Origin of the sequence: Pseudomonas sp. TWR2-1-1 (genome assembly GCF_049897045.1) — a bacterium.
Taxonomy (GTDB): Bacteria; Pseudomonadota; Gammaproteobacteria; order Pseudomonadales; family Pseudomonadaceae; genus Aquipseudomonas; species Aquipseudomonas versuta.
Map to the genome: position 1 here is coordinate 694,473 of NZ_JAFCVM010000003.1, position 22,041 is coordinate 716,513.

A 22,041-nucleotide genomic window follows, 5' to 3' on the forward strand; every position below is an offset into this window, starting at 1 on the left:
CCCTGCTCCCACAGGTTCTGTAACCCCCCACACCCCCAAAGCTGGTGGGAGCTGGCTTGCCAGCGATGAAGGCAACCCTGCTCCCACAGGTTCTGTAACCCACCACACCCCCAAAGCTGGTGGGAGCTGGCTTGCCAGCGATGAAGGCAACCCTGCTCCCACAGGTTCTGTAACCCCCCACCCACCCCCAAAGCTGGTGGGAGCTGGCTTGCCAGCGATGAAGGCAACCCTGCTCCCACAGGTTCTGTAACACCCCCTACACCCCCAAAGCTGGTGGGAGCTGGCTTGCCAGCGATGAAGGCAACCCTGCTCCCACAGGTTCTGTAACCCGCCACACACCCAAAGCTGGTGGGAGCTGGCTTGCCAGCGATGAAGGCAACCCTGCTCCCACAGGTTCTGTAACCCACCACACACACTCTGTAGGAGCGAGCTTGCTCGCGAGCCTTTGTTCCTCAGCGACGAAGAGCTCGCGAGCAAGCTCGCTCCTACACTGGCTGGCCAGCACCGGTTAAAAACAAAAAGCCCCGTCGTTAACCGACAGGGCTTTTTGTTTTTGTTACAGGTTTAATCCAGCGTCTTAACGTCCCATCGCCCGTGCAGCATCGGCGGTGTACTGATCAGCCGTGAACTTCCCTTCGTTGAGGATCGGGCCTTTCTTGGCTTCGTTGGTCATGCCGTAACCGGTGTACTGCCCCGAGTTCAAGTCCATGAAGAACTGGGAACCCGCCTGCCAGCCACTCATGTCAGGGTGGTAGTAGTAGTTGATCATCGCGTGCTTCCACAATTGCCCACGGGCATCGTAGTTATCCGCCATCACCGAGTTCCAGGTGTCTTCGTCGATAAACAGCACGCGCTTGCCGTACAGGTGGCGATAGCCTTCTTTCAGGTCGGCTTCCACTACCCACACACGTCGCAATTCATAACGCATCAAGTCCGGGTTGGGATGGTTGGGGGTCAGCATGTCGGCGTACTTGACCGTACCCGCGTTCGGTTTGTAGGCGTTGGCCGGGCTGTAGATCTCACGCTTGCCCAGCAGTTTCCAGGTGTAGCGTTCCGGCGAGCCGTTGAACAGACGGTCTTCATCAACCGTCATGGTGCCGTTGGTGCCGATCATCGGCTGGTCATAGCCATAGCCTGGCAACAACCGCACGCGACGGGTCGAGGGGCTGTAGCTCCAGGCCTGACGCGGGTTGGTCTGGAAGTCGTAGGGTTCGTGGGAGATGCTGATCACACCGTTGTCACGCGCCGGTTTAAGGGTGGTGTTGTTGCCCATGGCCTGAATCTTGTCTTCGGTTTTGGGTTCAACCGTCGGTGAGTTGGCCTGTGACAGCCCCCGTCCATAGGCACGCCCCCAGCCAATGCTGCCATTGGGCAGTACCGAGGCCAGGTCACTGGTTTTTTCTTCGGTCCAGGCGCGGGCTGGCAGCTGGTGGTTCCACAGCACTTCCATACCGTTTTTCGGGATCGGGAACGGCACCTGACCCAGCCCTTCAACACCCATGCCGTCGTTTACCAGCTTGGCATTCAGGGCGTTACTCATGGCGCGGCGGCACACGTAGTCCGGGTAGCGGAAATCACGGTGCCCCGGATAAATGTTCATCTTGTAGGTGGTCGGATAACGCTTGAGCAGCGCTTTCTGGCCTTCGGTCAGTTTGTCTTCGTACTGAGCCATATTTTGCGCAGTGATCACCAGGATCGGCTTTTCAGCAGCATAGGGATCAACCGGCTGATCACCGGAAAACTTAACGTGGTTCCAGCCCGGTACTTCGCCCAGGTATTTACCGGTGTAAGGCGGAATGGTGCCCGCCGCATTGCCGGCCTGCTCAGCACCCACACAGGTCAGCTCCTTGCCCAGCTTGGCCGCTTCTGCGGCTGATACCTGGGCCAATGCAGGGCCGACGGCCAGTACATTGACGGCCATGGCGGCTGCGAGCATTACGCCTGTTCTTGTTATTTTCATGTATTGCCTCCTACGCGAATAAGGCTTGTTAGGGGTCCATTCTTCGCCATTTGCCGGCGACTACATCGTCCACAAAGACTACTCAGGGCGTTACCAACAACTCTTTGAGCAAACCTTTAAGCATCTTGCCCGACGCATTGCGGGCAAAAGGTGTGTGCTGGACATGGATCTGCGCCGGCACCTTGAAACTCGCCAGACGCCGGGCAATGAAGCTGCGCACCGCCTCACTGTCCGGAGCGTCGGACGGGTCACCGCGCACCACCAGAAACACCACTTCGCCCAGCACGTCGTCCGGCACCGCAAAGGCCGCGGCTTCAATCACGCCAGGCATTTCGCAGGCGCAGGATTCAACCTCGGCCGCGGAGATTTTCTCGCCGCCACGGTTGATCAAATCCTTGGCCCGGTCGGTGATGTAAAGAAAACCTTCGTCATCCAGCAGGCCGATATCACCCGTGTCGAGCCAGCCATCGCGCAAGGTCTGGGCACTGGCCTGGGGCAGGTTCCAGTAACCGCTCATCAAGGTCGGTGAACGCAGCCAGATCAGCCCGCTGACACCAGCGGGCAACGGCTGGTCCGGACTGTCGCCGATGCGCACATCGACGATCGGCAATGGCCAGCCAGCCGCCGCCGGCTTGTAGACAAATTGATCGCCGCCAATGGCCGCGCAAATACCGTTGCTTTCAGTCAGGCCGTAACCACTGCCGCCGACCGCTTCTGGTTTGCGCTGGGTCAAGTGCGCCAACAAGCTGCTGGACGGTGCCGCCCCCCCCAACCCCAGGCCAAACAGACTCTTGGTATCGGCACTGCCGAAACGCGGCGAGGTCAGCAGTTGCTGCATCATCACCGGCGCGCCATTGAACTGGGTACAGTGCTCATCGCGGATCAGGTCGAAGGCCTTTTCCACGTCCCACTTGTACATCAGCAGCAAGCGGCGACCGCTGCGCAAGGCCAGCAAGAATTGCGCATGCAAGCCGCTGACATGGAACAACGGCACCGCCATCAGGGTGGTCGGGGCATAGCCGCTGTTGATCACGACGCTGATGCGCTCAGGGGAACTCAGTGCACAGAACGCGCCCTGAAACTCCAGCGCCACCAGGGCCTGGCACACCGCGCCATGGGTCGACAACACGCCCTTGGCCAAACTGGTGGTGCCCGAGGTGTAGAGGATCATGGCCGGGTCATCGGCTGTCACTTTAACGGCCGGTGCGTCCAGCGCCGGTGCTGCCAGCAGGTCTTCAAGACGCTGACAGTGTTGCGCCAGGGCCTGACCGGCCGACAGGCCGACCACAATCGTCGCCAGGCCCTGTTCGCGCAAATCGGTGTCGAGCAACTTCAGGCGCGGCTCGTCACACAACAACAAACGCGCGCCGCTGTCTTGCAGGCCGTGGAACAGCTCGTCGCGCAGGCCCCAGCTATTGAGGGGCACGCACACGCCACCACAGCGCTGAATGGCGGCAAACGCCACCAGCCACGCGGGCTGGTTGCGCATGGCAATCGCCACCCGATCGCCCTGACGCACGCCAAAACGCTCTACCAGTTGACCCGCCAGGCGGTCCACCTGATCAAAAAACTGACTGAACGTCAGACGCTGTTGTTCCCACACCAGAAATTCGCGCTCGCCGTGCACCCGGCCACTGTCAATAACGGCCCAGACGTGGGGCGCGGTATGACGAAATCGTTTCGCACCGCCCTGCGCTTGCGTGACCACTTCAAAAGGTGAACCGGCACCTGTCAATTGCTGCCAGGCGCTCTGCCACTGTTCAAGCTTCATCTTATTATTCTCCTGACTGGCAATTGGCCTAGGCGTGCGCGGGCATCAGATCTGCGTAACGCTCGCAGTGAAAATCGGCATCCCCCAGACTCGCCTGGGCTACCCGTATACGTTTAAGAAACAGCCCCACATCCAGCTCATCGGTTACGCCAATCCCGCCGTGCATTTGCACCGCTTCATTGGCCACATTGAGTGCCATCAGCCCGGCTTTCCACTTCGCCAGGCTGGCAAGGCGTTGACGCTCGACATCGCTCAGGCCTGTATCGTCCAGCGCCGCAAGCCCTGCCATGACCGCACTGCGCGCCAGCTGCAACTGCACGTAAAGCTGAGCCGAGCGGTGCTGCAACGATTGAAAGGAGCCAATCGCCACGTCGAACTGGACCCGGGTCTTGAGGTAGTCAAGGGTCATGGCGAACAGTTTTTCGGCCATGCCCAGCATTTCCGCCGCCAGGCACACGCGTGCGCGATCCAGTGCAATGTTCAGTGCGGCAGTGGCCGATCCGGCCTCCCCCAGCAGGGCGTCATGCCCGACCTGTACCTGCCTGAGTTGCAGTTGCGCATGGTTGCGCGAGTCAATCAGTGGCAGTGCCTTGACGCTCAGACCCGGCGCATCGGCCGGTACCAGAAACAGGCTGATCCCCGCCTCCGGCACGCGTGCAACTACCAGGTAGGCATCAGCACCCACCCCGTCGATCACGCAGAATTTTTCGCCGCTCAGGCTGTAGCCATCGGCATTCGGCACCGCTTGCAACGCCACCTGCGCCGGGTTGTGCCGGGCCCGCTCGTCCAGCGCCAGAGCCAGGCGGCGCTCGCCACTGATAGCCGCCGACAACCAGTAATCCTGCTGCTGCGGGTTGCCCTGCAGATGCAGCAACGAGCCGCTGAGCACAACACTCGAGAGCAGCGGCGAAGCGCTGAGGTTGCTGCCGATGGATTCAAAAATCGGTCCCAGCCCCATGCAACCGAAATCCAGCCCGCCGAGATTTTCCGGGAATGGAATTGCGCTCCAGCCCAACGCCACGGCGTCCTGCCACAGTTGCAGGTCAAACCCTGTGACGCTGCCCTTGTCACGCAGCTCGCGCTGACGCGAGACAGGGCTGCGCGCGGCCAGAAACTCTCGGGCGCTGTCGGCCAACAGCCGGTGATCTTCGCTATAAACCAGGTTCATGGTCAGTTCCTTACTTCACGTCAGGCAGGCCAAGGACCCGCTTGGCAATGACATTGAGCTGGATTTCCGACGCGCCGCCGGAAATGGTCAGGGCAAAGCTGTTTAACCATCCGCGGGTAATGGCCTGCTCCTGGGGGCTGAAAGCCTCCTTGTCCCACCCCAGTGCGTGATACCCCATCACGTCCAGCAACACTTCGAACTTGTCGCGTTCCTGCTCGGTGTGCACCAGTTTCATGATCGACATCACCCCGCTGACGTCCTGCCCTGCGCGAGCCTCCTGGCCCATGCGCTGGACGGTCAGGTTGTAGCTTTGTTCGTTCATGGCGCAGGCCACGGCGCGGGCCGTCAGAGCCCGCTCGCTCTGGCTGGCAGGCTCGGGCAAGTACTCGTTGACCAGTGGCAGCAAATGGAAATGCGACGGCAGGCTGAACTCGCCGAATTTGGACATGGCCTTGCGTTCGTGTTGCAACAAACGCTTGGCCAGGTTCCAGCCGCCGTGCAACGGGCCAATAAGCTGGCTTTTAGGCACTTTGACGGCGTCGAAAAACACCTGGCAGAACGCCGACTTGCCACTGATCAAATCAATCGGCGCAACGCTGACGCCGGGGCTTTTCATATCGAGCACGATCAGGCTGATACCCGCATGCTTGCTGCTCGTAAGGTCTGTACGCACCAAGGCATACATCCAGTCCGACTTGTCGCCATAGGAGGTCCAGATCTTGCTGCCATCGACCACGAAGTGATCGCCGGCATCGCGGGCCGAGGTTTTCAGGCTCGCCAGGTCCGAACCGGCGTTGGGCTCGGAAAACCCCTGGCACCAGCGCACTTCGCCGCGAGTCATCGGGGTCAGCAGGTTTTTCTTCTGCTCTTCAGTACCGAACTCCAGCAAGACCGGGCCGAGCATCCAGATGCCCAGGTTGATTTGCGGAGGGCGGCATTTAAGCCGGCGCAGTTCGCTTTCGAGGACCGCGTTGTACTCATCGCTCAGGCCTGCACCGCCATACGCCTGCGGCCAGTCCGGGCAAAACCAGCCCTTGTCACGCATGCGTTCGAACCACAGTTGTGCATCGGCACTTGGAAACTCGACATGGTTGCCGCCCCACACCAGCTCGCCTTCAGGAATGGCTTTGCGCTGCGTGGGCGGACAGTTGGCTTCAAGCCAACTGCGGGTTTGCTCTCTGAACTGATCAATGGCGTTCATGTGTTTCACCTGTAAATGGAGCATCTGTATCCGGATACTCGTAGCAGCTGCCGAGCTGCGCGAGGTTGCGTACGAGGACGAAGTCCTCGCAACACCTGACAACTCGATGTATCAGACTTGCCTGAGGGCAGGACTTACGACTGCTACGCAGCCGGACGCGGCCTCGTTCCACTCGACCACTGCTACGCAGCTGGCAGAATTACCCGTTCTCAGCGCTGGGTACGCGGCATGCCCATACCGAACTGGGCAATCAGCTCGCGCTGGATTTCGTTGGTGCCGCCGCCAAAGGTCAGGGTTACCGAGGCACGGACTTCGTACTCCAGTTCGCCTTGCAGCAACGAAGCCGCCGAGCCGCCGCGGATCAGGCCATTGGCCCCGACGATATTGCTCAGCAGGCGCAGGATCTCGATCGCCGATTCCGAGCCGTAGACCTTGGTGGTCGATGCCAGCGCCACGTCCATGCGCTCACGCTCCAGATCGGCGGCAATGCGCAGGTTGATCAGGCGCATGGCTTCAAGCCGGGCATAACATTGCGCCAGACCGGCACGCACCCAGGCTTTGTCAGTGGCGCGAACCCCCTGCTCATCAGCCTCGCGGGCCCACATGAAGACCCGGCGAAACAGCCCCACCACTTTGTCGGACCATGCCCCCAGACCCAGCCGCTCATGGTTGAGCTGCGCTGTAATCAACTTCCAGCCACCGTGCAACTCGCCCACCAGCATGTCCCGGGGCACCCGCACGTTGTCGTAGTAAGTGGCTGCAGTCGGGTTGCTGGTGGTCGGAATCACCGTGGTGGTAAAACCCTCAGCCGCGGTCTCCAGAATCAGGATCGATATGCCCTTGTGCCGTGGTCGCTCAGGGTCGGTACGGGCCGCCAGCCAGATGTAATCGGCCGACTCGGCACCCGAGGTCCAGAGCTTGGTGCCATTGACCACAAAATCATCGCCCTCGGGCCGGGCATGGGTTTTGAGCACCGCCAGATCGCTGCCGGCATCCGGCTCGGAGTAACCGATGGCGAAAATGATTTCGCCGGCCGCGATGCCCGGCAGGAACTTGGCTTTTTGCAGCTCGGTGCCATAGGCCATCAACGCAGGCCCCACCGTGCTGATGGTCACAAACGGCAGCGGCGCACCGGCAATATTGGCTTCTTCAAAGAAGATGAATTGCTCGGTAGGGCCGTAGCCCTGCCCGCCATGTTCCTTGGGCCAGCCCACGGCAAGCCAGCCGTCACGGCCCATCTGGCGGATGGTGTCGCGGTACAGCTCGCCGCCCTCTTTGCCGCGCAGTTGTTCTCGCAGCTGCGGGGTCATCAGGTTCTGGAAATAGTCCCGCACCTTGTGGCGCAGGGCGTGTTGTTCAGGTGTGAGGTCGACGAACATGTGAGCTCCTTAGACGCCGAGAATCAGGCCGCTGGTAGGCACGCCGGTACCGGCGGTCACCAGCACGTTTTCTACGCTGTCGACCTGGTTGACCGCAGTGCCGCGCACCTGGCGCACCGCTTCAGCCACGCCGTTCATGCCGTGGATGTAGGCCTCGCCCAATTGTCCGCCGTGGGTGTTGATCGGAAATTTGCCGCCACGGGCGTGGTGACCGGCGCGAATGAATTCCTTGGCTTCGCCGCGTTCGCACAGGCCGAACTCTTCGAGCTGAGGCAGTACAAACGGCGTGAAGTGATCGTAAATGACCGCCGTTTGCAGTGCCTCCGGGCCTAGCCCCGACTGGCGATACAACTCTTTGGCCACCACGCCCATTTCCGGCAGACCGGTAATGTCGTCGCGGTAGAACGAAGTCATGATTTGCTGGCCCGAGGTAATCCCCTGCGAACCGGCCTTGATCGTCACCGGCTTCTGGCGCAGGTCTTTGGCCCGCTCGGCAGAGGTGATCACCATGGCCACGGCGCCGTCGGATTCCTGGCAGCAGTCGAGCAAATGCAGCGGCTCACAGATCCAGCGCGAAGCCTGGTGTTCTTCAAGGGTGATCGGCTTGCCGTAAAAGAACGCGGCCGGGTTGGTCGCGGCAAAATCACGCACCGCCACCGCAACGCGACCGAAGTCTTCGGAGGTGGCGCCGTAGGTGTGCATGTAGCGCTGGGCGAACATGCCCACCCATGACGCCGGGGTGTGCAGGCCGTGGGGCATGTACCAGCCGTAGTTGACGTTCTCGAAGATCGGCGTCGAGGCGAAACCGTAGCTGCCGCTGCCGAAGCGATACCACGAACGCTCGTTCATGGCGCGATACACCACCACGACCTTGGCCACACCTGTGGCCACGGCCATGGCCGCATGCATGATCGGCGCACAGGCGGCACCGCCGCCGTGGGGCACCTGGGAGAAGAACTTGACGTCCTTGCAACCCAGCAGGCGGGCGATTTCGTATTCCGGGACTTTATCCACCGAGTACGAGCTGAAGCCTTCAACCTCGGAGGGGTCGATACCGGCATCTTTAAGGGCGGCCAGAGTCGCTTCGAGGGCCAGGCGCAGTTCGGTGCGCCCGGAATTTTTCGAGAATTCGGTCGCACCCAGGCCAACAATGGCGGCGCTACCGGAAAGGGACGATTGCGTCATGTGTGCTGTCTCCCGCTATCAGGGCAGAACCAGCGTGACCGTACCGGTCACGTGGTTGCCCATCGAATTTTTGCCGCCAAGGGTTATTTCCACCGTGCGGGTGGCAGCATCCAGCGCGGTCACCGCGCCGTTGAAGGTCATGCTGTCACCGGGGTAATTCGGTGCGCCAAGCTTGATCTTCAGCGAGGTGAAACGTGCCTCGGGGCCGGACCACTGTTCGACATAACGCTGCACCAGACCGTTGGTGGTGAGGATGTTCATAAAAATGTGCGGCGAGCCGAGGGCCTTGGCAGCATTCAAATCGTGGTGGCCCGGGAAGTAGTCACGGGTGGCGATGGCGCCGCCGGTAACCAGGCCCACGGTGATCGGGATCGCCAGTTCCGGCAGGGTTTCGCCGGGGCGCACATCGTCAAAGCGCTTGGTGTTCTGCAAGGTCATATTTCCATCCCAGCTTGTCGTTATGGCTCAGCCAGTCGCCGAGGCGTTCCAGGCTTGCTGCCGATCCACCCAGGGCACAGCCCAAAGCGCGGCTCCAGTAGAGAAAGCGATGCATCGGGTACGTCAGATCGACGCCAATGCCGCCGTGTACGTGCTGGGCGTTGTGCCCGATCAGATGCCCGGCTTCGCAGGCATGCCAGGCAGTGGCCAGCGCTTCGGACGGCGCGGGCAAGCCGGCATCCAGGCGGTAGCACAGCTGCCACAGGTTGCTGCGCAAGGCCTCAAGGGCGATGTGCGCGTTGGCCATGCTCATTTGCACCGCCTGGAAACTGCCGATGCTGCGTTCGAACTGGCGCCGCTCGGTGACGTACTCCACGGTGCGGCGGATCTGCTCGCTGCTGACTCCCAGTTGCAAGGCCGCCAGGGCCGCAATGCTGCGCGGCTCCAGCCAGTCCAGGGCGGCAGCCGGGAGCAATTGGTGCGCGTCGATCAACAAGCCGTCGATTGACAAATCAGCAACCGCTTCGCCGTGGGTCATGCGCCCCGGGACACGGGTGATCGGCGCAGCGTCGAGTTCGACAAATGCCAGACGCGGTTGACCGTCGACACTCACCAGCAACAACGCCGCTTGTGACTGCTCTGCCAGCGCCAGGGCTGCAACACGGCCCTCGAGTCGCCAGCCCTGACCGTGCGGTGTGGCCAGCAATTGCAGGCCACGGGCAGTGCTCAAGCCGCTCAGGTCCAGGGTCAACAAGGCGCGGCCCGCAGCCGCTTCTGTCGCCCAGCCCTGCAACGCCGGATCAGCCCATGCGGCCAGGGTCGCGGCCGTCAGTTGATGGCGCCACAACGGCACCTGCCCCAGCGCCCTGCCCTGCGCTTGGAGCACGGCCAGCAACTCGGTCATGCCCAGCCCGCTGCCGCCATGGGTTTCAGGGATGGCCAAAGCCTGCAGCCCGGTCTCTGTGCACAGCTGCCACAGCGGCTCCATAAAGGCATTTTCGCTGGTGTCGAACTGGCGCAGGCGGTCATCGGTGCAGTAATCGGCAAACACGCTGCCAGCCATTTCGGCGATAGCGTTTTGATCTTCGGTGAATTCGAAATCCATGCTCGCTCCTTACTCGGCCGGCGGTAAAGAAAGTGCCCGGAACAGCGGCAACGTCAGTTCGCCGTCGAAGGTCTTGAACTCAAGTTGCAAAGGCATGCCGATGCTCAGGTCCTCACGCTCGACGCCCGCCAGCCCGGCAACCAGGCGTACGCCCTCCTCCAGCTCGATCAGGCCGATCGGGTTGGGATGGTCGAACGGCGCAACTTCGGGGTAATGCATGATCACGAACGAATAGAGACTGGCGCGGCCGCTGGCCTGCACGCTGTCCCAGTCGAACGAGTGGCACTCGATGCATACCGGTGCCGGTGGATGGCGCAGGGTCTGGCATTGCGTGCAGCGCTGGATCAGCAACTTGCCCGCATCGCAGCCTTCCCAGAAAAACCGCGTGTCATCGCTCATGCCCGGTTTGGGGCGCTTGGCCACAGGCTTGGCTTGATCTTTTGCCGGTGCGGCTTCAGGGGTGTGAGTGTTGGCCGGACGGAACTTGAATACCCGGAACAGCAACTCGCCGACCGCCTCGTCACCGCTTTTGTGTTCAACGAAATAGCTCATCACCAGGGTGACAAAAAAACCGGTGCCCAGGCCTGTGGTTTTCTCATCGCCCACCGAGTCCAGCCGGGTGGTGTAGTAGACTTTTTCGCCCGGACGCAGATTGCGGTTGAAGGTCAGTTCGGAGTTGACCGCCACCACCGAGCCGTAGCCATACGACTCAATCAGCTTGAGCACTTCGTACGGATTTTCGGTGGTCGAGCCCGGTGCATAGTTGTTCAGGTGAAAGCCTTCCATGCACCACACCTGCAGCATTGCAGGCGGCGCCACCAGCCCGTCCTGCACGCTGTTGGCGGCAAATACCGGGTCGGTATACAGCGGGTTGTCCACGCCCATGATTTCGCACCACTGGCGGATCATCGGGGCGTTGACTTCGTCCCAGGCGTAGACGCGACCATATTCACGCCCCACCAGGGCGCGCACGTCGGTTAGCAATTGAGAATCAGCCAAGTTCGTCTCCTGCGTGTTGAGAGCGGCAACCCACTGGTCGCCGCTGAAGGTCGATCAGTGAGCCGCGCTTTGCGCCGCACTCAAAAAAGTCGGGCGTTCGCCGCCACCGTGCAGCAGCAGATTGCAGCCGCTGGCATACCCCGCCATGGGCGATGCGATAAACAGGCAGGCATTACCGATGTCTTCGGGCAGCGCCATGCGCCCTGCGGGAATACCGGCGCTGACCGCTGCAATGCCGTGTTCGTCGCCGTAATGCAGATGCGCCTGCTCGGTACGTACCAGCCCCGGACTGACCGCGACTACCCGCACCTTGGGTGCCCATTCCACTGCCAGCGATTGCACCAGCGCCAACACCCCGGCCTTGGCCGCGCCATAGGCCGCTGTTCCCGGAGAAGCACGCAAAGCGCTGATACTGCCGATGAACACAATGCAACCGCCGCCATCCTGCTGTTGCATCAAGACATTGGCCTGTTGCGCGACATTCAGCGGGGCGATCAGATTGAGGCGGATGATGCCTTCGTGAAAACGTGGCGAGGCGCTGTCGGCATCGGCAGACGGGCTGCCTCCGGCGTTGTTGATGACCACATCGAGCCGACCGAAGTCAGCCGCAATGCCTGCAAACAAGGCTTTAAGCGACTCCACATCGCGCACGTCGCAGGCCATGAAAATCGCTTGTGCGCTACCTGCTTGCGGCAGCGCCTCAGGTGCAGTCCTGCCGCACACGATCACCTGTGCCCCGGCTTCCAGAAAACTGCGGGCAATGCCTGCACCGATGCCTTTGGTGCCGCCGGTGACCAGCACCACTTTACCGCTGTAGTCCAGCCCAGAGAGTTGGCCCATGACGTGCTCCTTTTTCTACTGATGGGGCCACTCTAGGGGCAATGCCGGGGCTGCTCGTCGTCTGAACGGACGATGAAGCCTCACCTTGCCAAAGCAACAATCCAGCGCACGCTGTAGCAACAGCTCCTGTTAATGAGGAACCCCATGTCAGACCCAACCGCCGCGCCGGTATTGCTTGAATTTCCGACCCCGGGCGTCGCCTTGCTGCGGCTTAACCGGCCGCTGGCCACCAATGCCTTGAGTCTCGAACTGCAAGCGTTGTTGTCGCGCTATTTCACAGAGCTGGCCGAAAACCCGCAGGTGCGCTGCATCCTGCTGACCGGTGGCGACAAGGTGTTTGCGGCAGGCGGCGACATCAACAGCATGGCCGGCGTCGGTCCGATCGATATTTACCAGCGCCATACCGAGCGGGTCTGGGCCCCCATCCAGCATTGCCCCAAACCGGTGATCGCGGCCGTGTGCGGTTACGCCTATGGCGGCGGCTGTGAACTGGCGATGCTGGCCGACAGTATTGTGGCCGGGCGCAGCGCGAAGTTTTGCCAGCCGGAAATCCGCATCGGGATCATGCCGGGCATCGGCGGCACCCAACGTCTGGTACGGGCAGTGGGCAAGGCCAAAGCCATGCGCATGGCATTGACCGGGCAACCGATCACCGCTGAGGAAGCATGGATTTCCGGACTGGTCAGTGACGTGGTGGATGATGATCAGGTGCAAGCCCAGGCACTGAAGATGGCGACGTTGATTGCGGCCATGCCGCCGCTGGCGGCCGAGCAAATCAAGGAAGTGATTCTGGCCGGGGTCGATGCCCCGCTGGAGACCGGCCTGGCCCTGGAGCGCAAAGCCAATGCGCTGCTGTTTGCATCGCGGGACCAGAAAGAAGGGATGCAGGCGTTTATTGAAAAACGTACGCCAGTGTTTGAGGGCAAGTAAGGGGTGGCGCCGGTTGTCTTGAATACCAGGGCCCCGGCGCCGGACGCAATTATCGAAGGTTGGTTGCACAAAACCCGTCGCGCGCTTTCAAACGACAACGGGTTAATCGGGTAACAAAATCAGCTGTTAGTGACGCAGCGACATATAGACACTGCCCCAGGCATCACTGAATGCAGCCCAAGTCCTGTCCTCTCCCCAATGATCAATAAGTTCGCGCACACGTGGTCGCGCCCTTTGTCTCTGTGTCAAGTTAGCCACATTATTAGAAAACTCCCTGGAAACCGTTCTAATACTCTCAGGGCGTATATTGGCGTTGGTCAAATCCGTGTAATCAAATCTTGCGCGATGATTGGATGCAATCATTCTGACCTCACGGACATAATCCGGATTATTTACGTACAAAGGGGCCAAGGCCTCTCCGATATGTAAATTACCCGTAGGTACATTGTTAGCTGGCAAAACTACGGGAACCCTTGGGTTGGCGTGCCGGTAATATTCACGAACCTCGTTAAATGCTCGCCTGCTGGTGCTGCCATACCGATTTGCCGCATCTGGCGCTATGCGGCTCAGACGATCTGCTGATCCGGGAACATCCATGTGGCGTGTCGCACGCCATACATCTCCTGCGTCAGCAGAGTTATATGCCAAGGATTGAAGTGTTGGTACCTGGCGTGTATTAGCCGGCGCAGGAAACCCCTGCCCTCTGCCCCCCGCATGTTGCAGCCTGTACTGTCCGTGGCCCACGCGCATGCCGAATGCTTTGACCTTTTTGGCAGCGGCACTGGCAATCGACGGCGCCGCCGATGCCAGGCCCGTCGCCATGCCTACATAGCCCAGAATCCGCCCGGCGTTTTCATTACCGCTGGTTAGCAAGACTATGGAGGCGACGTCCGCGGCCAGCGACACCACGCTCAGGGTCGCGGTGGTCACCGCCGCCACATAGCTGGCGGTCAGGGCCGCAGCTGGCGCGGCCAGAGCGCCCAGCGATGCCACGGTGCCGATCATGCCCAGTACGAGCCCCGCCGCCGGCAACAGCCAGTCGGTCCACGCATGGCCCGACGGGTCGATGCGGTTCACCGGGTCGCCCGCGCAGTAGGCATAGCCGTTGAGGCCGCCTTCACCAAAGGGGCTGAGGCTGTCGCGGCTGTGAAAACGCATCAGCACCGGGTTGTAGATCCGGTAGTCGCCGAGGAAATACCAGCCGGTGTCCTGTTCGCGCAAGGCGCCGGCGTAGCCCAGTCGGCTGGCTCCGGGTTCGGTTGTGCTCTGGCCGTAAGCGCCGTAGACCGGGGTATTCACTGTGTCCTTGGCTTCAGTGGTCACTGAGCCCTGGGCATCGGTGCCCAAGAGCATGACTTCGCGCACAGCCGAGGCCATTCGGCTTTCGGCCACCGGAACATTTCCTGCACGGACCCAGCGGGTTTGGGTGCTTTCACCCAACTCGCAACTGAGTTGGCCTGAGGTGTGGTAGCGCCAACGCGGTCCGGCTGCGTCTTCGGTCTTGATGATGTTGCCGCCCGGTCCGTAGTGCCAACGACGCTGGCCTGTAGGCAGGGTTACCCCGATGAGTCGGCCTAGTGCGTCGTAGTGAAGCGGATTGCCGCGCTCGTCGCGTTTGAGATTGCCCAGCGCGTCGTACTCCAGGGTCACCGGTGCCGGGTAATCGGGTCGGCTGTGGCTGATGTTTATTAGCTGGGTAAGGTCGGAAGGGTTGTAGCCAAACACGCTGATATTGTTTTCGCTGCCGTCGGAGAAGACCGTTTCCAGACGTCGCACGTTGTCTAGGGCGTCGTACTGGAAATGCTGCTCGCGGTAGGTTTTGCCGTGGGCGTCTTCGGGTAATTTCTCGCCCACTAGCTGCTGGGAAATCATGCGGCCACGGATGTCGTAGCCGAAGGTTTCGCGACGTACCAGAACACCGTCACGGGTCAGTTCGCGCTGAGTGAGCTTGCCGTCTTGGCGCCATTGTTGGGTTTGTACTTCTACCTGTTGTCCGGACGGGGTGCGGGTGTCGGTAGTGCGACGGGCCGGCCGGCCGAGGCTGTCGTAGCCCAGAGTTACGGTCATGTCTCGCGAACCGTCTTTTGATTGGGTGCGCTGCTGGTGAATCCGCGAGGCCGCATCGTAGGTGATGGTGACCGTGACATCTGGGCCTTGCTGCGTACTAAGGCGCCCGAATTTGTCGTACAGGCAGCGCTGTTCCGCGCCGTCGGCATCGGTCAGGCGGGTGACCTTGCCCGCAGGTGTGGTGGTTTGCTGTTGTGAACGAGGTTGATCACCTTGCCAGGCGTAATCGGCCTTGGTCAGCAAGCCCGACGGGGACCAGTGATCGTTCTGTTGCCCCAGATTCCCTTGCGACTCCAGCAAACGGCCACTGAGCGGATCATATTTATTGAACACGCTGATGCCCGGTGCCTGCATCGATAGCAATGCTCCACCCAGTTCCGGCTGACGTTCGGTCAGGACCTGGGTGCCATCGGGCAAGGTCTGGGTATGGGCGTGGATTTGTCCTTCGGCATAGCTCCATTCAGAAACACTCTGGCCGACCTTTTCCCACACCAGTCGGCCCAGACCGTCGTATTGACGCTCGCCCAGCACGACTTCGTTAATACCCAAAGAAGGATGAGAGATCGAGACCGTGGTCGGTAACTCACCGTCGTGACCTTCGGCGTAGGTGCGTTTAATGAGCGATCCATCAGGCAGCGTGGTCGACACCAGTCGATCGCGCACATCCCATTCCTGCAAGGTCTTGCGGCCCATGGCATCGGTCTGGCTGATGCAGCGACCTAGCCCGTCATAGCTCCAGCTCAGTTCGTGCTGCAGCACGCCGTCGGCGCAATAGAGTTCTTCTTTAAGGGGGCGTCCATCGAGGGTATGGGTAGTCACGGTTTTGGCCCCGGCCACGCCATTGGCGTCGGTCTGCCAGCTGGTTCCGGTCAGCGCTACCGGGTCGGCCTGGGTATGTTGTGTCACCCCGTCAGCGCCAGTTTCCGTCTGCACATTGCCCCAGTCGTCAAAGGTGCGCTGTGTGGTGAGAGCCAGAGGCGGCGTGTCTTCGTTACCGGGGTCGTAAACGGTCTCACGAAAGACTCGGCCCAACACGTCATATTCGCCAGTCCAGGCGGTATAGGTCTGACCGCTGTCGGTTTGTTTCTCACGTCGCACCTCGCGGCCCATACCATCCAGCCAGACCGTTTCCTTACGCCCCGAAGCGCCGATTCGGGTCTGGCAACGCTCGTTCGCTGACAACGAATAGGCCCAATTGACCTCGGCTTCGAACGCCGAATCCGGTGCGGCGACTTCCTGCACCACACGGCCCAGGGCATCGTGGGCAAAGGCGATGCGCATTTGCTCATCGGTCTGCTCGGTGACCATCAAACCCGAGTACAGATCTTGCGAGGATTGGGAGCTGGACTCATGACCGTCGTGCCCGGTGATGATCACGTTCTCCTGCAACACCGCATGCTGAAGAGAGCGGGCATCACGCGCTTGGTTGAGCTGATAGCTGTAGGCCCGGGTCGTGCTTTTACCCTGAACAGTCTCTGTTTCACTCAACATTCGAGCGTGATGGGGCGAGGCCGGATCAACGATAAAGGTCTGGCTGGAATGCACCAGTTCAGTCAGGTTTTCACCTTCAACCAGCAGCAAGCGTTCTTCACTGCTCTGGACGAAAGTCGGCAAGGCAAACGCCGGCGCATCCTGACGCACGGGCAATGATTGATAACGGTATCGGGTCTGTTTAACCGGCCCCTCAGTGCCGGGTGGCGGGCTTGCGGTGCGACTTTTCAGACGGGTGATGCGACCCAGCGGATCGGCCGGACAATGGTCGGCCTCACCACTGACCGGGTAATACTCCGACGCTTCAATGCCACCCAATGCATTGCGGTGCCACACCGGGTTGCCCAAGTCGTCGTAGCGGGTTTCTTCTTCTGTGCTCAGTTCACGCAGCACCCGCTGACCATCCAGATGCGCCTTGCGAGTGATCACCTTGTGCGGGAACTGGAAGTAAGGCACTTGCCGGGCAATCGGTAGCCAGGGTTCGTCGTAGTACGTGGTCTGGGTTTCCTGCAGGGTCTGGCCCTGCAACGTGCGTTCCCGGGTCAACAAGTGAAAACGGTTAAAGGTGCGGGACACCGTTTGCAAAACAGTCCCCCGGGCATCCATCAGGGTTTCGGTGGAGCCGTATAGAAAATCGCCACCCCCGGTGAGGTGGTAAAGATTGTCCTCACGGTTGCGCCACTGCCGAACCACCGGCCAGCCGAAGTAATTGTTCGAACCATAAAGGCCATAGTCATAACGAACCAGCTGCACCGGCTGGCCGTCGCCCGGATCCTTGCGGGTCTGACTGACCACCGGCATCCGTGGGAACGGTGCACCCGCAGGCAGGTACAAACCGTTGGCCTCGCTGTAGGTCACTTCCTCGGTACTGCCGGTGGGCTGGGTACATTTACTCAGCAACAACAGCCCCGAGCTCGCGGTGCTGTAGTCAAATTGCCAACCATTGTCGGGAAGTTCGTCCACTGTCACCCGACGTAACTGCCCGGAGATGCGCTGAAAAGTCATCACCATCTGTGAGGGCGTATCCGGCTGCAGGGTCAGATGGGTTTGCTGACCCTCGTAGGCCAACGCCACCACGGTTCGGCCCTGAGCATCGCTGACTTTTTGCAAGTAGGCCGCGTTACCGATGGAACGCCAGTCAAAACTCAGGGCACTGCCGTCCGCCCCCACCAGGGTGCTGACCACCCACAGGCTCGGGTGCCCGGCCAGCGGAATCAGACGTTCGCAGGTACCGTCGTTATGCCGCACCCACATTTCCTGGCGCTGCACCGTGACCGTCATCACCGGCAAGCGAACGTCCGGGAAGCGCATGCTCTGACCCACAATCTCCCCACGAAAACGCTCGCCTGAGTTGAGTTGCAACTGCTGACTGGCACCGTCCCAGGACGTAGTGCCGAGCATCCAGCCCAGACCAAAACCCTGATCCTCGGTCATCAAAGGGCTGTAACCGAGGCGCAACTGGCTGATGGGCCCGCGTAAATCGTTGGCGGCTCCGGTAGGCAGAGTTATCGAGGCCGAAAACATACCGGTGCGCGGATCAACCCCGGCACTGATGCTGCTCATAAAGTTGTAGGCGCCGGAGTAAACGTCGCCACTACTGAACAGGCTGGCGGCGGACTGGATTGCGGGGGTGTGCTCAGCTGGATCAAGCATGTTTGCTACTCCTTGGTTCGCTTTAAAGGAGTGGCAAAATAGAAGCGCTGACTTATGGGAAACAATGAGCAAGGGCTGTAGGTGGCCAGCCTACAAAAAACCACCTTCTCAGCCTCCCGCTATATCAAGAACATGATTGTGCCCCGCTTCAATGTACCGCTAGAGACCGGTCTGACCCGGAAGCGTAAGGCTAATGCACTGTTGTTTACTTACCGGAGGCAGAAGGACGGAAAACAGGCGTTTATTAAGAAACGTACAGCGATGTTTGAGGGGAATAAAGAGTTGCCGGTTGCGCTGAAGATGATAGTGCCGATGATTCATCGTAATCAGCAAGGCTACTGCAAGATACCAGCCGCAGTCTTTAAAACTGCGGCTGGTTATATCGGGACGAAATATCAGGTTTATTACAGGCCTGCTCTAGCGTCGTATATTTGCCACATTAGTAAAGTAAGCCCTCCTGACCTCTCCACCTAAACTCCAGGCGATTTCGTCCATAGCAACTGGCGTAACATACCGAAAAAACTCCCTGTTGGCTGGGTTGTGCATAGTTTGCAGAGTAATGGTTGCTGAATGATTTATAAACGGCTGAGTGAACGTGTTCAGCCTTTCTGCATCTATACCGTTGAGGGCCAAATCCGTTGGCAGGCTTCTTGCTCTGCCATTTGTTGCGATTGCCCTGACTTCACGGACATAAGCTGGATTATTTGCGAACACAGGAATGTTGACGCCTGCATGAATAACGCTGTGCCCGGGTACATTATTGACTGGCAAGTGTAATGGAGGCCTTGGACTTACACCTTGATAGTAGGTACGTACTTCGTTATATGCGTCCATGCTGCTAATACTGTGGTAATAGGCCGAGACGGGAGCTGCACGGCTCAAGGGGTCTGCTGATCCAGAAATGTCCATATGGCGTATCGCGCGCCATGCCTCTCCTTGATCAACGGCTTTGTAAGCCAGACTTCGTAGCGTTAAGGGCTGGAATCTACCGGGTGGAAACCCCTGTCCTCTGCCCCCGGCATGTTGCAGCCTGTACTGCCCGCTGCCCACGACTTTGCCGAAATGTTTGACCTTTTTGGCAGCGGCACTGGCAATCGACGGCGCCGCCGATGCCAGGCCCGTCGCCATACCCACATAGCCCAGAATTCGCCCTGCGTTTTCATTGCCGGTGGCCAGTAAGGCCATGGAAGCGACGTCTGCAGCCAGCGACACCACACTCAGGGTCGCGGTGGTCACCGCCGTGATATAGCTGGCAGTCAGCGCCGCCGCAGGCGCCGCCAAAGCACCCAGTGACGCCACGGTGCCGATCATGCCCAGCACGAGCCCCGCTGCCGGCAACAGCCAGTCGGTCCATGCATGGCCCGACGGGTCGATGCGGTTCACCGGGTCGCCCGCGCAGTAGGCATAGCCATTGAGGCCGCCCTCACCGAAGGGGCTGAGGCTGTCGCGGCTGTGGAAGCGCATCAGCACCGGGTTGTAGATCCGGTAGTCGCCGAGGAAATACCAGCCGGTGTCTTGTTCACGCAAGGCGCCGGCGTAGCCCAGTCGGCTGGCTCCTGGTTCGGTTGTGCTCTGGCCGTAGGCACCGTAGACCGGGGTATTTACTGTGTCCTTGGCTTCAGTGGTCACTGAGCCCTGGGCATCGATGCCCAAGAGCATGACTTCACGTACAGCCGAGGCCAGTCGGCTCTCGGCAACCGGCACCGCTCCGGCACGGACCCAGCGGGTTTGTGTGCTTTCACCCACCTCGCAGCTGAGCTGGCCCGAGGTGTGGTAGCGCCAACGCGGACCGGCAGCGTCCTCGGTCTTGATGATATTGCCGCCCGGTCCGTAGTGCCAACGACGCTGGCCTGTAGGCAGAGTTACCCCGATGAGTCGGCCTAGGGCGTCGTAGTGCAGCGGATTGCCGCGTTCGTCGCGTTTGAGATTGCCCAGAGCGTCGTACTCCAGGGTTACCGGCGCCGGGTAATCGGGTCGGCTGTGGCTGATGTTTATTAGCTGGGTAAGGTCGGAAGGGTTGTAGCCAAACAGCGTGACGTTGTTGGCGCTGCCGTCGGCAAATACCGTTTCCAGACGTCGCACGTTGTCGAGAGCGTCGTACTGGAAGTGTTGTTGGCGGTAGGGTTTGCCGTGGGCGTCTTCTGGTAACGATGGGCCTGTAAGGCGATGGGCAATCATGCGGCCACGGATGTCGTAGTCGAAGGTTTCACTGCGTACTAAAACACCGTCACGGGTCAGTTCGCGCTGAGTGAGCTTGCCGTCTTGGCGCCATTGTTGGGTTTGCACTTCTACCTGTTGCCCGGACGGGGTGCGGGTGTCGGTAGTGCGACGGGCCGGGCGGCCGAGGCTGTCGTAGCCCAGGGTCACGATCATGTCTCGCGAGCCGTCTTTTGATTGGGTGCGCTGCTGGTGAATCCGCGACGCTGCATCGTAGGTGACTGTGACAGTGACGTCGGGACCTTGCTGCGTACTAAGGCGCCCGAATTTGTCGTACTGGCAGCGCTGTTCCGCGCCGTCAGCATCGGTCAGGCGGGTGACCTTGCCCGCAGGTGTGGTGGTTTGCTGTTGTGAACGCGGTTGATCACCGTGCCAGGCGTAATCGGCCCTGGTCAGCAAGCCCGACGGCGACCAGTGATCGTTCTGTTGCCCCAGATTCCCTTGCGACTCCAGCAAACGGCCACTTAGCGGATCGTATTTATTGAACACGCTGATGCCGGGCGCCTGCATCGACAGCACTGCATCGCCCAATTCCGGCTGACGTTCGGTGAGGACTTCGGTGCCATCGGGCAGCGTCCGGGTATGAGCGTGGATTTGTCCTTCGGCATAGCTCCATTCAGAGACACTCTGGACGACCTTTTCCCACACCAGTCGGCCCAGACCGTCGTATTTACGCTCGCCCAGTACGACTTCGTTAATACCCAAAGAAGCATGAGTGATAGAGACCGTGGCCGGTAATTCACCGTCATGCCCTTCGACGTAGGTGCGCTTGATCACACTGCCATCAGGCAACGTGGTCGACACCAGTCGGTCCCGCACATCCCACTCCTGCAAGGTCTTGCGGCCCATGGCATCGGTCTGGCTGATGCAGCGCCCAAGTCCGTCATAGCTCCAGCTCAGTTCGTGCTGCAGCACGCCGTCGGCGCAGTACAACTGCTCGGTCAGCGGCTTGCCATCGAGGGTATGGGTAGTCACGGTTTTGGCCCCGGCCACGCCATTGGCATCGGTCTGCCAACTGGTTCCGGTCAGGGCCACAGGGTCGGCCAGAGTGTGCTGGGTGACGCCGTCCGCCGACGTTTCGGTCAGCACATTGCCCCAGTCGTCAAACGTGCGCTGTGTGGTGAGAGCCAGAGGCGGCGTGTCTTCGTTACCGGGGTCGTAAACGGTCTCACGAAAGACTCGGCCCAACACGTCATATTCGCCGGTCCAGGCGGTATAGATCTCACCGCTGTCGGTCTGTTTTTCTCGACGAATTTCCCGGCCCATACCATCCAGCCAGACCGTTTCCTTACGCCCTGAAGCGCCGATTCGGGTCTGGCAGCGCTGGTTCGCTGACAACGAATAGGCCCAATTGACCGCGGCTTCGAACGCCGAATCCGGGGCGGCGACTTCTTGTACTACACGGCCCAAGGCATCGTGGGCAAAGGCGATGCGCATTTGCTCATCGGTCTGCTCGGTGACCATCAGGCCTGAGTACAGATCCTGTGAGGATTGGGAGACAGATGAGTGCCCGTCGTGCCCGGTGATCGTTACGTTTTCCTGCAACACGGCACGTTCAAGAGAGCGGGCGTTGGTGGCTTGGGTCAACGTGTAGCTGTAGGCCCGGGTCGTGCTTTTACCCTGCACAGTCTCGGTTT

General features: G+C 60.4%; 14 protein-coding genes. 2 read left to right on the top strand and 12 right to left on the bottom strand.

Annotated elements, in window-relative coordinates; genetic code table 11:
- Positions 1 to 577 precede the first annotated feature (577 nt).
- The 10 genes from ACP7BO_RS11225 to ACP7BO_RS11270 all read right to left on the bottom strand — a co-directional run bounded on the left by ACP7BO_RS11225 (position 578) and on the right by ACP7BO_RS11270 (position 12,046).
- A complete protein-coding gene (locus ACP7BO_RS11225) occupies positions 578 to 1,960 on the bottom strand; it encodes a DUF1329 domain-containing protein (RefSeq protein WP_397456629.1) in 1,383 nt (460 codons plus the stop codon).
- 82 nt (positions 1,961 to 2,042) lie between these two features.
- Positions 2,043 to 3,731: a class I adenylate-forming enzyme family protein gene (locus ACP7BO_RS11230; protein WP_426210336.1), complete on the bottom strand. Its 1,689-nt coding sequence runs from the start codon at positions 3,729 to 3,731 to the stop codon at positions 2,043 to 2,045.
- A 28-nt stretch (positions 3,732 to 3,759) separates the two neighbouring features.
- Positions 3,760 to 4,899, bottom strand: a complete 1,140-nt coding sequence (locus ACP7BO_RS11235) for an acyl-CoA dehydrogenase family protein (RefSeq protein ID WP_397456628.1) — start codon at positions 4,897 to 4,899, stop codon at positions 3,760 to 3,762.
- 10 nt (positions 4,900 to 4,909) lie between these two features.
- The gene (locus tag ACP7BO_RS11240) at positions 4,910 to 6,100 is read right to left on the bottom strand and encodes an acyl-CoA dehydrogenase family protein (protein ID WP_426210338.1); all 1,191 of its coding nucleotides are present in this window, start codon (positions 6,098 to 6,100) and stop codon (positions 4,910 to 4,912) included.
- A gap of 209 nt (positions 6,101 to 6,309) precedes the next feature.
- Positions 6,310 to 7,479 (bottom strand): acyl-CoA dehydrogenase family protein, encoded by a 1,170-nt coding sequence (locus ACP7BO_RS11245; RefSeq protein WP_426210340.1) that lies wholly within the window; start codon positions 7,477 to 7,479, stop codon positions 6,310 to 6,312.
- A gap of 9 nt (positions 7,480 to 7,488) precedes the next feature.
- Positions 7,489 to 8,664, bottom strand: coding sequence for a lipid-transfer protein (locus ACP7BO_RS11250; protein WP_060692184.1), 1,176 nt, complete (start codon positions 8,662 to 8,664; stop codon positions 7,489 to 7,491).
- An 18-nt stretch (positions 8,665 to 8,682) separates the two neighbouring features.
- Complete coding sequence (locus tag ACP7BO_RS11255; protein ID WP_060692182.1) at positions 8,683 to 9,102, bottom strand: MaoC family dehydratase; 420 nt, start codon at positions 9,100 to 9,102, stop codon at positions 8,683 to 8,685.
- A complete protein-coding gene (locus ACP7BO_RS11260) occupies positions 9,074 to 10,207 on the bottom strand; it encodes an acyl-CoA dehydrogenase family protein (protein WP_426210343.1) in 1,134 nt (377 codons plus the stop codon). Before ACP7BO_RS11260 ends, ACP7BO_RS11255 begins: the two co-directional genes overlap by 29 nt.
- Before the next feature lie 9 nt (positions 10,208 to 10,216).
- Complete coding sequence (locus tag ACP7BO_RS11265; protein WP_426210345.1) at positions 10,217 to 11,206, bottom strand: bifunctional MaoC family dehydratase N-terminal/OB-fold nucleic acid binding domain-containing protein; 990 nt, start codon at positions 11,204 to 11,206, stop codon at positions 10,217 to 10,219.
- 54 nt (positions 11,207 to 11,260) lie between these two features.
- Positions 11,261 to 12,046, bottom strand: a complete 786-nt coding sequence (locus tag ACP7BO_RS11270) for an SDR family oxidoreductase (RefSeq protein ID WP_060692176.1) — start codon at positions 12,044 to 12,046, stop codon at positions 11,261 to 11,263.
- A gap of 144 nt (positions 12,047 to 12,190) precedes the next feature.
- Between ACP7BO_RS11270 and ACP7BO_RS11275 the strand changes: the two genes are divergently transcribed.
- The gene (locus ACP7BO_RS11275; RefSeq protein ID WP_426210347.1) at positions 12,191 to 12,976 is read left to right on the top strand and encodes an enoyl-CoA hydratase; all 786 of its coding nucleotides are present in this window, start codon (positions 12,191 to 12,193) and stop codon (positions 12,974 to 12,976) included.
- Between the two features lie 126 nt (positions 12,977 to 13,102).
- Here the strand turns inward: ACP7BO_RS11275 and ACP7BO_RS11280 are convergent, their stop codons facing one another.
- Entirely contained in the window at positions 13,103 to 18,187 is a 5,085-nt protein-coding gene (locus ACP7BO_RS11280; RefSeq protein WP_426210349.1) for an RHS repeat-associated core domain-containing protein, read from the bottom strand.
- An 81-nt stretch (positions 18,188 to 18,268) separates the two neighbouring features.
- Between ACP7BO_RS11280 and ACP7BO_RS11285 the strand changes: the two genes are divergently transcribed.
- Complete coding sequence (locus ACP7BO_RS11285) at positions 18,269 to 18,661, top strand: hypothetical protein (RefSeq protein WP_426210351.1); 393 nt, start codon at positions 18,269 to 18,271, stop codon at positions 18,659 to 18,661.
- Here the strand turns inward: ACP7BO_RS11285 and ACP7BO_RS11290 are convergent.
- Positions 18,605 to 22,041 (bottom strand): RHS repeat-associated core domain-containing protein (locus tag ACP7BO_RS11290; protein WP_426210353.1); only part of this gene is annotated, 3,437 nt, incomplete at its 5' end. The genes ACP7BO_RS11285 and ACP7BO_RS11290 overlap by 57 nt on opposite strands.

Bases quoted from the DNA above. Each gene is read 5' to 3' on its own strand.
- ACP7BO_RS11270 (WP_060692176.1), bottom strand. From the start codon at position 12,046: ATGGGCCAACTCTCTGGGCTGGACTACAGCGGTAAAGTGGTGCTGGTC.
- ACP7BO_RS11275 (WP_426210347.1), top strand. From the start codon at position 12,191: ATGTCAGACCCAACCGCCGCGCCGGTATTGCTTGAATTTCCGACCCCG.
- ACP7BO_RS11255 (WP_060692182.1), bottom strand. From the start codon at position 9,102: ATGACCTTGCAGAACACCAAGCGCTTTGACGATGTGCGCCCCGGCGAA.
- ACP7BO_RS11280 (WP_426210349.1), bottom strand. From the start codon at position 18,187: ATGCTTGATCCAGCTGAGCACACCCCCGCAATCCAGTCCGCCGCCAGC.
- ACP7BO_RS11260 (WP_426210343.1), bottom strand. From the start codon at position 10,207: ATGGATTTCGAATTCACCGAAGATCAAAACGCTATCGCCGAAATGGCT.
- ACP7BO_RS11230 (WP_426210336.1), bottom strand. From the start codon at position 3,731: ATGAAGCTTGAACAGTGGCAGAGCGCCTGGCAGCAATTGACAGGTGCC.
- ACP7BO_RS11240 (WP_426210338.1), bottom strand. From the start codon at position 6,100: ATGAACGCCATTGATCAGTTCAGAGAGCAAACCCGCAGTTGGCTTGAA.
- ACP7BO_RS11250 (WP_060692184.1), bottom strand. From the start codon at position 8,664: ATGACGCAATCGTCCCTTTCCGGTAGCGCCGCCATTGTTGGCCTGGGT.
- ACP7BO_RS11245 (WP_426210340.1), bottom strand. From the start codon at position 7,479: ATGTTCGTCGACCTCACACCTGAACAACACGCCCTGCGCCACAAGGTG.
- ACP7BO_RS11235 (WP_397456628.1), bottom strand. From the start codon at position 4,899: ATGAACCTGGTTTATAGCGAAGATCACCGGCTGTTGGCCGACAGCGCC.
- ACP7BO_RS11225 (WP_397456629.1), bottom strand. From the start codon at position 1,960: ATGAAAATAACAAGAACAGGCGTAATGCTCGCAGCCGCCATGGCCGTC.